The sequence below is a fragment of the Thiomonas sp. TH-17 genome (genome assembly GCF_057473305.1).
In genome coordinates this window covers 1-10,835 of the sequence record NZ_JBYCKI010000095.1, presented here as the reverse complement: position 1 = coordinate 10,835, position 10,835 = coordinate 1, and the positions used below count along the sequence as shown (strand labels likewise).

The following is a 10,835-nucleotide window of genomic DNA, read 5'->3' as shown; positions in this document are numbered from 1 at the left end:
GAACCGGCGCATCTGGGGCAGCGCATCCTGCCGACCGACCAGATTCGCGTCAACGGCAAGATCATCAAGCGCCGCCTGCGGCCGGCCCAGGCCCGCGTGCTGGCCTATCACAAGCCGACGGGTGAAGTGGTGTCGTTCAAAGACCCGGAAGGACGTCCCACGGTGTTTCAGCATCTGCCCAAGCTGCAAGGGTCCAAGTGGACCGCGGTCGGGCGGCTGGACATCAACACCGAGGGCCTGTTGCTGTTTACCACCTCGGGCGACCTGGCCAACCGGCTGATGCACCCGAGCTACGGTGCCGAGCGCGAATACGCCGTGCGGGTGCTGGGCGAGCTTGACGCTACGGCCCGCGACGAATTGCTCGAGGGCGTGCAGTTGGGCGATGGTCCGGCGCGTTTTCTCAGCCTCGAAGAGGCGGGCGGCGAGGGCGCCAATCGCTGGTGGCGCGTGGTTATCTCCGAGGGGCGAAACCGCGAAGTGCGTCGCATGTTCGAGGCGGTTGGACTGACGGTGAGCCGTCTCATCCGGGTGCGCTACGCCAGTGTGGTGCTGCCTGCGGGGCTGCGCCGCGGCGATTTTGTCGAGCTCGACAAATCGCTCGTGCAGGCGCTGCAAGGTCGCAGCGGCGAGGCGCCTTCAGGTGCGGGAGATCGCCCCGCGCGCCGCCCGAACGGGCAGAACCAGGGCGGTCGGCGCAACGACAGCCGTGGCAGTGGCCGCGGCGGACGCGGCAAGGGGCAGGGCGGCGACCAGCAGCAGCCCGGGCCGGACAGCTACGCCCGCACCACGGTCGAGGCACTGTTCGGCAAGAGCCCGGTGGTGCGCAGCGGCGGCGGTTCCTGGGGAGGCGAAGGCAATTTCTCGACCGGGAACAAGCCCGGCGGACAATCGCGCCGCAAATCGGGCGGCAAGCAGGGCAGTTCGCAGCCCGATCCGATGAAAACCAGTTTCGGTTACATCCACAAAGATGCCGGGCCGCATCGCACGGGCGGCGGGGGCGGCCCCTCTGGCGGGCGCCGACGCAGCGGTGGCGGTGGAGGTAGTGGTGGCGGTGGCGGTGGCAATCGCGGTGGCAATCGCGGCGGGCGCTGAGCCCTGTGTGTGACCCTGCAGCACAAGTTCGGTGCTGTCTACAATGATGAATTAACCCTTTGATTTCAGGAGCAAAGTATGACCATTGAGCGCACGCTCTCCATCATCAAACCCGACGCCGTTGCGAAAAACGTGATCGGCCAGATCTACGCCCGTTTCGAGTCGGCCGGTCTGAAAATCGCCGCTGCGCGCATGGCGCATCTCTCGCGCGCCGAGGCTGAAGCGTTTTATGCGGTGCACAAAGCCCGTCCGTTCTTCAAGGATCTGGTGGACTTCATGATCTCGGGCCCGGTGATGATCCAGGTGCTCGAAGGCGAAGGCGCCATTCTCAAGAACCGCGACCTGATGGGCGCAACCGACCCGAAAAAAGCCGCCCCTGGCACCATCCGCGCCGACTTCGCCGACAGCATCGATGCCAATGCCGTGCATGGCTCCGACGCGGCGGAAACCGCAGCGCAGGAAATCGCTTTTTTCTTTCCGGCAATGGCGGTCTATTCCCGCTGATCGTTTGCTGATTAGTCTGCTGATCCCCCCGCCGATTCCCCGTTGATGCCGCGCCCATGTCTGGCGAACTGACCTCCACCAATCTTCTCCAGTTCGATCGCGACGGATTGGTGGAGTGGTTCGGGCGTCACGGCCATGCGGCGTTTCGCGCGCGGCAGGTGTTTCGCTGGATGCACCAGAAGGGCGTGGCCGATTTCGAGGCCATGAGCGATCTGGCCAAGTCTTTGCGCGAATTTTTGCGTGAGCATGCGCACATCGCTGCGCTGCCTGTGCTCAGCGAACAGCGCTCGGCAGATGGCACGGTGAAATGGCTGTTCGATGTGGGTCAGGGCAACGCCGTTGAGGCGGTGTTCATTCCCGAAACACAGCGCAACACGCTGTGCGTGTCGTCGCAGGCCGGTTGTGCGGTGAACTGCAAGTTCTGCTCCACCGGGCATCAGGGCTTCAGTCGCAATCTGCAAACCTGGGAAATTCTTGCCCAGCTCTGGCACGCCGAGTTCACCATGCGGCGCGAGTTGGGTCTGCCCGAGGGGGAGCGCGCGATCTCGAACGTGGTGATGATGGGCATGGGCGAGCCGCTGCAAAACTACAGCGCGCTGGTTCCCGCGCTGCGCACCATGCTCGACGACGACGGTTATGGCCTGTCGCGGCGCCGTGTCACGGTGTCCACCTCGGGTGTGGTGCCCATGATCGACCGGCTGTCGCAGGATTGTCCGGTGGCGCTGGCGGTCTCGCTGCATGCGCCCGTGGATGCGCTGCGTGACGAACTGGTGCCGCTCAATCGCAAGTACCCGCTGCACGAACTGCTGGCGGCGTGCAAGCGCTATCTCGACTTTGCCCCGCGCGACTTCATCACCTTCGAATATTGCATGCTCGACGGCGTGAACGACACCCCGGCGCTGGCGCAGGATTTGGTGCGGTTGGTGCGGGCTGCGCAGGTCAACTGCAAGTTCAATCTGATTCCGTTCAACCCGTTTCCCCAGTCCGGGCTCAAGCGATCATCCGCGGCGCGGGTCGCGGCGTTTGCCCAGGTGCTGCTCGATGCGGGCGTGGTCACCACGGTTCGCAAAACCCGCGGCGACGATATCGACGCCGCTTGTGGTCAACTGGCGGGCGAGGTGCAGGATCGTACCCGCCGCGTCATCCGCATGCAGCAGGCTGCCGCCGCGCCGACTGCGGCCCGCCTCGGTCATTGAGGGAGACTTTGCCCATGTTCTTGAATCTTTGCGTGCGGTCCCACGTTTCGGCCTGGCGGGTGGCCGTGCTCGGTTTGCTGATGGCGGGCGCTGCGCTGCTCGGCGGCTGTGCCACGCAGACGCAGCGCGCGGCAGAGATGGGATCAAGTGCGGCTTTGAGCGCCCAGCAGACCAATGTGCTCAAGCGTGTTCAGTTGCGTCTGGAACTCGCCGAGGGCTACTACCAGCGCGGGCAGTTCACCGTGGCGCTTGAAGAGGTGAACAAGGCGCTGGCGGACAAATCTGATTTCGTGCCCGCCTACACCATGCGGGCGCTCATTTACACCGCGCTGAACGACAGCGCCAAGGCCGACGCCAATTACCGCGAAGCGCTGAGGCTCTCACCTGACAATCCCGATGCGCTGCATAACTACGGCTGGTTCCTTTGTCAGCAGCGTCGCTACCCGGACTCGTTCGTTCAGTTCAATAAGGCCCTGGCCATTCAGAATTACCGGTATCCGGTGCGCACTTATCTGGCGCTGGGGGTGTGCCAATACCGCGCAGGAGATCTGGCTGCATCGGAAGGCACGCTCAAAAAGGGCTTCGCGCTCGACCCGGGCAATCCTGCGCTGTCCACCAATCTGGCCGTCGTGCTCGACCGCATGGGCAAGCCCAAGGAAGCGCTGTTCTACATTGCCCGCGTCAACAGTGGTCAGTACGCCAGCGCCCAGTCGCTCTGGGTCGGCATTCTGATTGCTCGCAAGGCGGGCAATGGGGTGGATGCTGCGCTATGGACCAATCAGCTCGAACAGCGCTTTCCAGACTCGCGTGAAGCCATCGCCGCGCAGCAGGGGAAGTTTGATGATTCCGCCCTGCTGAACTACTGATCCCGTATGACTGAACCCACTCCGGAACTGATTGCCAGCCGTGCCAAGGCGGGGGCCGCCCTGCGCGAGGCGCGCACGGCGGCCGGGCGCAATGTCGAAGAGCTTGCCGCACAGCTCAAGGTGGCCCCTGCAAAGATCGCTGCGCTGGAGGCGGGTGACTGGTCTGCGCTGCCCGATGACACCTTCGGCCGTGCGCTGCTGCGGAGTTGCTGCAAGGCGCTCAAGATCGATGCGCGACCCTTGCTTGATCTGCTTCCGGGCGCTCCAGTGCTGCACAGCCCGATGCCGGAGGAGGAGGGCGCGGATCTGGCCGCACGCGTGCCAGAGCGTCCTTTGCCGCGCGCGGCGGGGGGCGCGCGTAAATCGCACGGTCTGCTTTGGTTGGCGGTGCTGATCGTTGCGCTGGCCGCCGTGGTGTTTTTCTGGCCCGCCTTGCGGGGTTTGACTGAGGGGCTGATGCCGAGCGCGGCGAAGCCTCAAGCATCCGCGCAGGGCACGGTGGAAAGCGTGATGCCTGCCGCTTCGCAGTCGGCCTCGCATGCCGCGTCGGAACCTGCGTCGCATCCTGCGCAGGCCGGTTCGTCGCCACTGGCCTTGCAGAGTACGCCCACCATGGTGGCCTCGGCGCCCGTACAAGTTGCGCCGGTAGCCTCCGCTGCGGCCAGCGCTGCTTCGGGCAATGCGCTGCAACTGGCGGCGAGCGCACCGAGCTGGGTGCAAGTCACCGCCAGCAGTGGCAAGGTGATTTTTTCGCAGCTCATGCAACCCGGTGCGCCGCAAAGTGTTCAGGTGCCTGTGGGAAGCACGCCGCTGGCCATCGTGGTGGGCAACGCGCCGCATACCACGGTGAGCTATGCAGGCAAGCCCGTCGATCTCACCCCGGATACGCGAGCGAACGTCGCGCGCTTCACCCTGAAATAAATCGGTCATTCATGGAATTGCTCGACCCTCCCATTTGCGAAGCCGTGCCCGCCCGCCACCGCACGCGTCAGGCTCGCGTGGTCTGGGGCGATCACGTGGTGACCGTGGGCGGCGACGCGCCGGTGCGCGTGCAGTCCATGACCAATACCGACACGGCTGACGCGATCGGTACAGCCATTCAGGTCAAAGAGCTTGCGGTGGCCGGCTCGGAGCTGGTGCGCATCACGGTGAATACGCCCGAGGCCGCGGCGGCCGTGCCTGCCATCCGCGAGCAGCTCGACCGCATGGGTGTTTCGGTGCCTCTCATCGGCGACTTTCATTACAACGGCCATCGGCTGTTGAGCGACTTTCCCGATTGCGCTCGTGCGCTGTCCAAGTACCGCATCAACCCGGGCAATGTGGGCAAGGGCGACAAGAAAGACAAGCAGTTCGGTCAGATGATCGACATCGCCCAGCGCTACGACAAACCCGTGCGCATTGGGGTGAACTGGGGCAGTCTCGATCAGGAACTGCTCGCCAGCCTGATGGACGTCAATGCCGGCCGCGCCCAGCCTTATGAGGCGCGCCAGATCATGGCGCAAGCGCTGGTGCTCTCGGCGCTGGAATCGGCTCAGCGCGCTCGTGAGTTGGGGATGGATCCGGCGCAGATCTTGCTGTCGTGCAAGGTTTCCAATGTGCAGGATCTCATCACGGTGTACCGTGCCCTGGCGGCGCGTTGCGACTATCCCCTGCATCTCGGCTTGACCGAGGCCGGCATGGGCACCAAAGGTGCGGTGGCCTCGACTGCGGCGCTGGCCGTGCTGTTGCAGGAGGGCATCGGCGACACCATCCGCGTGTCTCTCACGCCCGAGCCGAATGCGCCGCGCAGCCAAGAAGTGGTGGTGGCGCTGGAAATCCTGCAGGCTCTGGGCCTGCGCGCCTTCACACCCAGCGTCACCGCCTGCCCCGGCTGCGGCCGCACCACCAGCACCTTTTTCCAGGAACTGACCCAGAGCATCGACACGTTTTTGCGTGCGCAGATGCCCGTCTGGCGTACCCGCTACCCCGGCGTGGAGCAACTGCGCGTGGCCGTCATGGGCTGTATCGTCAATGGCCCGGGTGAAAGCAAGCACGCCGACATCGGCATCAGCCTGCCGGGTACCGGCGAAGCGCCGGCGGCGCCGGTGTTCATCGACGGCGAAAAGCGCATGACCCTGCGTGGCGAAAACATTGCCGCCGAGTTCCAGGCCATCGTCGAGCAATACGTTCAACAGCGCTACGGCGCGCCCCATCGCCATCCTGAACAGGTGGCTTGAATTTCATGGCAGACAAACTCAGTGCCGTCAAAGGCATGAATGACATCGTGCCGCCAAAATCGGCGGCCTGGGAGTGGTTTGAAGAGCAGGTGCGCGCGCTCATGGGCAGCTACGGCTACCAGAATCTGCGCACGCCCATACTCGAATACACCCCGCTGTTCGTGCGCGGCATCGGCGAAGTGACCGACATCGTCGAGAAAGAGATGTACAGCTTCACCGATGCGCTCAACGGCGAACCGCTCACGCTGCGGCCCGAAGGCACGGCGGCCGTGGTGCGCGCGTGCATCGAACATTCGCTGCTGTATGACGGCGGCAAGCGGCTCTGGTACACCGGGCCGATGTTCCGCCACGAGCGGCCGCAACGCGGGCGCTATCGCCAGTTCCATCAGGTCGGCGCCGAGGCGCTGGGGTTTGCCGGGCCGGATGTGGACGTGGAGCTCATTCTGATGGCCCGTCAGCTCTGGGCGCGTCTGGGCCTGAGCGAACTGGTCAAGCTCGAAATCAACTGTCTCGGTCAGAGGGACGAGCGGGCGCGGCATCGCGTGGCGCTCATCGCTTATCTCGAACAACACATCGATCAACTCGATGAAGATGCGCGCCGCCGCCTGCACAGCAATCCGCTGCGCGTGCTCGATACCAAGAATCCGGCCATGCAAGCGCTGGTTGAGGGGGCTCCCAAGCTCATCGACTACCTCGGCGAAGCGTCGCTGGCGCATTTCGAGGGGGTGCAGGCGCTGTTGCGCGCGGCAGGGCAGTCGTTCACCCTCAACCCGCGACTGGTACGCGGGCTGGACTATTACAACCTCACGGTGTTCGAGTGGGTGACCGACCGGCTGGGCGCGCAGGCCACGGTCTGCGCGGGCGGACGCTACGACGGACTGATCGAGCAGATCGGCGGCAAGCCCACGCCCGCCTGCGGTTGGGCGCTGGGCATGGAGCGGGTGCTCGAACTGCTGATCGAAGCGGGTCAGAGTGCGCCCGTGAGCGCTCCCCATGCCTACGCCGTGCTGACGAGTCCTGAGTTGATGTCGCGTGTCATGCCCCTGTGCGAGTCTTTGCGTGCTGCCGGAGTGCGGGTGCAACTTCACATGGGCGGCGGCAGCATGAAGTCGCAAATGAAAAAGGCCGACGCCTCCGGCGCGCGCTGGGCGCTGGTGTTCGGTGAGCAGGAATTGCAGTCCGGGCAGGTCGGCATCAAGGATCTGCGCGGCGCGCAGGGCGCGCAGCAGCAGCGCATGCTCCCGCTGGAACCCTTGCAGACGCTGGTTTGCGCTCTGCTCTGAATGGCCAACCTAAAATAGCCGCTTTTCGTCTCCCATCGTCCCATGAGCTACAACTTCGAAGAACAAGAACAGATCGCCCAGATGCGTCATTTCTGGGAGCGTTGGGGTACCCAGATTTCCGCGGGTGTGCTGGCCGTCGCTGTGGGTTTTGCCGGCTATTACGGCTGGCAATGGTGGCAGCGCAACGAAGGTGCCAAGGCGGCGGTGGTGTTCGAGCAGGTGCAGGCCGCCCTCCAGAGCAATAGCCCTGACAAGATCGAGCAGGCTTGGGCCGTCATGCAGAACAAGGCGCCAGGGAGTGCCTATGCGGGCATGGCTGCGCTCGCCGTGGCCAAGTCTTTGCACGACGCGGGCAAAAGCGAGCAGGCCATTGCCGCGCTCAAGTGGGCCTCCGAGCATGCGGCGGGACTGAGCGCGCGCGCAGTGGCCCGGCTGAATCTTTCGGCCTTGCAGATCGATGCCAAACAATATGCCGAGGCGAGCAAAACCCTGGCTGATGTTCCCGAGCCGACTTTCGCCTCCCTGTTTGACATCCGCCGTGGCGATCTGGCCATGCTGCAAGGCCAGCGCGACGCGGCCCGCACCGCTTACGAAGCAGCACTCAAGGCATTGCCTGCAGATTCACCGGAGCGCGCTGCGGTGGAGCAAAAACTGCAGTCGGTCGGCGGAGGTGCGGCATGAGCGCGGCCCGTCAGAGTTCCCGCTTTGTGGCGCCACGTTTCGTGCGTTTGGCGCGTCTGGCTCTGCCTCTATTGCTGATCGCGGGATTGGGCGCCTGCGCTTCGGGCTCCAAGCCGCCTGAGCCGATGCCGCTGACCCCGGTGGTCAACATCCTGACCGTCAAGCAAGCCTGGACACAGCAGATTGGCAAGGTGCCCGCGTGGTTCCAGACGGCAACGCTGCCGGACGCCGTCGTCTTGGCTTCGTCCGACGGGCAGGTCATGCGCCTGAACAGCGCCACCGGGCATGTGGTCTGGTCGGCCAAGGTGGTTGCGGGCATCAGCGCAGGGACGGGGAGTGACGGCACCTTTACCGCCGTGGTCGACAAGAATAACGGCCTCGTGTCGATCGGTCCCAAGGGCCAGTTGCTGTGGCGCTATCAGTTACCGGCCACGGTGCTCACGCCGCCTTCCGTGTTCGATGGTCGCATCATCGTCCAGGCAGCCGATCAGCGCGTGTTTGCCTTTGATGCGGCGACCGGCAAGCGTTTGTGGCAAGCCGACAGCCGCGCCGCTTCTCTGCTGGTGCAACAGGCAGGCGGCATCGTGGAGCGCAACGGTGTGGTGATGATCGGCACCGGCCTCGGGCGCATCGATGCCTACGATCTGGACAACGGTTTGCCGCGCTGGCAGGCCACACTCGCACGCGCCCGGGGCGTGACCGAGGTCGAGCGCGTGGTGGGCATTACTGGTCAACCGACGCTGCTCGGCTCGGTGCTGTGCGCGCGCGCCTACCAATCCGCCGTGGGCTGCGTGGACGCTGATACCGGCCGCATGCTCTGGACGCGCTCCGCCAACGGCTACACCGCGCTGAGCATGAACAATCAGGAAGTCGTCGGAACGCAGGCTAACGGTGACGTGCAGGCGTATTCGGCCACCGATGGCGTACCGAGCTGGACCAATGCCCAGATGAAATGGCGCAAGCTGAGCGCGCCGCTATTGGTCGGTCGCACGGTGGCGGTGGGTGACTATCAGGGCTATATCAGTTTTCTCTCCGCCAAGGACGGCAGCATTGTCGGCCGCGTGGCGACCGATGGCAGCGCCATCCAGGCGGCGCCCGTGGTGGTGGGCAAGACCCTGGTGACGGTCACGGCAAAGGGCGGGGTCTACGCCTTCGTGCCGGACTGATCGGATGACATGACCCCTATCGTTTCACTCGTGGGCCGACCGAACGTCGGCAAATCCACTCTGTTCAACCGCATGACGCGGTCGCGCGACGCCATCGTGGCCGACATGCCTGGCCTTACCCGCGACCGTCATTACGGCATGCTGCGCATGGCGGATCGGCCGGTCATCGTGGTCGATACCGGCGGCTTCGAGCCTGTGGTCGATACCGGCATCGTGCACCAGATGGCCCGGCAAACCCGCCAGGCCATTGCTGAGTCCGATCTGGTGGTTTTTCTGGTCGATTTGCGCACCGGACTCAGTCCGCAAGATCTGCATATCGCCGCCGAGTTGCGCAAGACCGGCAAGCCCATTCTTCTGGCAGTGAACAAAGCCGAAGGTCGGCATGGCCATCCGGCGCTGGCCGAATTCCACGAACTCGGCTTGGGCGAGCCCTTTTCCATCAGCGCCGCCCACGGCGACTCGGTGCCCGATCTGCTGGAACGCATTCTGGAAGCGCTGCCTTCCGAGCAACCTGAGGTGATGCCCGAGACCGAGGCGGCAAGCGATGTCGCCGCCGAAACCGCGCCCGATCCCGGCGCCGAGACCGCGAAGCCGCGTGAGCACAGCCTGCGTCTGGCCATTGCCGGCCGTCCCAATGTCGGCAAATCCACGCTGGTCAATGCGCTGGTCGGTGAAGAACGGGTGATTGCCTTCGACATGCCCGGCACCACCCGCGATGCGATCGAAGTGCCGTTCGAGCGCGGCGGTCGCAAGTTCATCCTGATCGACACCGCTGGACTGCGGCGCAAAGGCAAGGTGTTCGAGGCGGTGGAAAAATTTTCGGTCATCAAGACGCTGCAGGCCATCGAGCAGGCCAACGTCGTCGTGCTGCTGCTCGACGCGACCGAAGGCGTTTCAGACCAGGATGCGCATATCGCCAGTTTTGCCGTTGAGGCCGGCAGGGCGCTCGTGCTGGCGGCCAACAAATGGGACGCGGTGGACACCTACGGACGCGAACGCCTGATGGTCGCCATCCGTCAGCGTCTGCCCTTCGTCAGCTTTGCGAAATTTCACAGCATTTCCGCCCGTACCGGCTCGGGCCTGAACGGGCTGATGAAGTCGGTCGTTGCGGCACACGCCGCGGCCTATCGCAAATTGCCCACCCCCAAGCTCACGCGCGCCATTATCGAGGCGGTGGCGCAGCAACAGCCGCCGCGTTCCGGCCCGGTGCGGCCCAAGTTGCGATACGCGCACCAGGGCGGAACCAACCCGCCGATCATCATCATTCATGGCAGCGCGCTCGACCGGGTGCCCGCCACCTACACGCGCTATCTGGAAGGTCAATTGCGTGAAAAATTCGACTTAACGGGCACCCCTTTGCGGGTGGAATACCGCAGCAGCACCAACCCCTACGCGCGCGACGACTGATGGCCCCGGTGCGGCGGCCTGCGCTGGCACTATGGTATTTTCCAGCCTCTTGCATTCCAGACCATGAATGCCATTTAAGCTTTCCTCACCCCAATGGAGAATAAGATGAGTAACAAAGGGCAGTTGCTACAAGACCCCTTTCTGAACCTGCTGCGCAAAGAGCATGTCCAGGTGTCGATTTATCTGGTCAATGGCATCAAGTTGCAGGGTCATATCGAATCTTTCGATCAATACGTGGTGTTGCTGCGCAATACCGTCACCCAGATGGTTTACAAGCACGCCATTTCCACGGTCGTTCCGGCACGTCCCGTCTCATTCCAAATCGGTGAGCAAGAAGCACCCGCAGCCTGAAGGGCAATCTCAGGGCACTGAGCGCGCTGCACTGGTCAGCGTACGGCAGCGACGACCCTCATCCGACGACGCG

The 10,835-nt window shown here is 64.2% G+C and carries 11 protein-coding genes; all 11 read left to right on the top strand.

What is annotated here, in order from left to right:
• Positions 1–1,092, top strand: a 1,092-nt coding sequence (locus AC2VLV_RS06005; protein ID WP_486989107.1) for a pseudouridine synthase, incomplete at its 5' end; no start/stop codon positions are given.
• Between the two features lie 78 nt (positions 1,093–1,170).
• Positions 1,171–1,596: a nucleoside-diphosphate kinase gene (gene ndk / locus AC2VLV_RS06000; RefSeq protein ID WP_486989106.1), complete on the top strand. Its 426-nt coding sequence runs from the start codon at positions 1,171–1,173 to the stop codon at positions 1,594–1,596.
• Positions 1,597–1,652: 56 nt separating this feature from the next.
• The gene (gene rlmN, locus AC2VLV_RS05995) at positions 1,653–2,792 is read left to right on the top strand and encodes a dual-specificity RNA methyltransferase RlmN (protein ID WP_486989105.1); all 1,140 of its coding nucleotides are present in this window, start codon (positions 1,653–1,655) and stop codon (positions 2,790–2,792) included.
• Between the two features lie 32 nt (positions 2,793–2,824).
• Positions 2,825–3,658, top strand: coding sequence for a type IV pilus biogenesis/stability protein PilW (gene pilW / locus AC2VLV_RS05990; protein WP_486989104.1), 834 nt, complete (start codon positions 2,825–2,827; stop codon positions 3,656–3,658).
• A gap of 6 nt (positions 3,659–3,664) precedes the next feature.
• Positions 3,665–4,579, top strand: coding sequence for a helix-turn-helix domain-containing protein (locus tag AC2VLV_RS05985; protein ID WP_486989103.1), 915 nt, complete (start codon positions 3,665–3,667; stop codon positions 4,577–4,579).
• Between the two features lie 11 nt (positions 4,580–4,590).
• The gene (gene ispG / locus AC2VLV_RS05980) at positions 4,591–5,874 is read left to right on the top strand and encodes a flavodoxin-dependent (E)-4-hydroxy-3-methylbut-2-enyl-diphosphate synthase (protein ID WP_486989102.1); all 1,284 of its coding nucleotides are present in this window, start codon (positions 4,591–4,593) and stop codon (positions 5,872–5,874) included.
• Positions 5,875–5,879: 5 nt separating this feature from the next.
• Positions 5,880–7,157, top strand: coding sequence for a histidine--tRNA ligase (gene hisS / locus AC2VLV_RS05975; protein WP_486989101.1), 1,278 nt, complete (start codon positions 5,880–5,882; stop codon positions 7,155–7,157).
• Positions 7,158–7,199: 42 nt separating this feature from the next.
• A complete protein-coding gene (locus AC2VLV_RS05970; protein WP_486989100.1) occupies positions 7,200–7,838 on the top strand; it encodes a YfgM family protein in 639 nt (212 codons plus the stop codon).
• Complete coding sequence (gene bamB, locus AC2VLV_RS05965; RefSeq protein ID WP_486989099.1) at positions 7,835–9,004, top strand: outer membrane protein assembly factor BamB; 1,170 nt, start codon at positions 7,835–7,837, stop codon at positions 9,002–9,004. The genes AC2VLV_RS05970 and bamB overlap by 4 nt, the downstream gene beginning before the upstream one ends.
• Before the next feature lie 9 nt (positions 9,005–9,013).
• Positions 9,014–10,411: a ribosome biogenesis GTPase Der gene (gene der, locus AC2VLV_RS05960; RefSeq protein ID WP_486989098.1), complete on the top strand. Its 1,398-nt coding sequence runs from the start codon at positions 9,014–9,016 to the stop codon at positions 10,409–10,411.
• 105 nt (positions 10,412–10,516) lie between these two features.
• On the top strand, positions 10,517–10,762 hold the full coding sequence (gene hfq / locus AC2VLV_RS05955) for an RNA chaperone Hfq (RefSeq protein WP_013123378.1): 246 nt from the start codon (positions 10,517–10,519) through the stop codon (positions 10,760–10,762).
• The last annotated feature ends 73 nt before the right edge of the window (positions 10,763–10,835 follow it).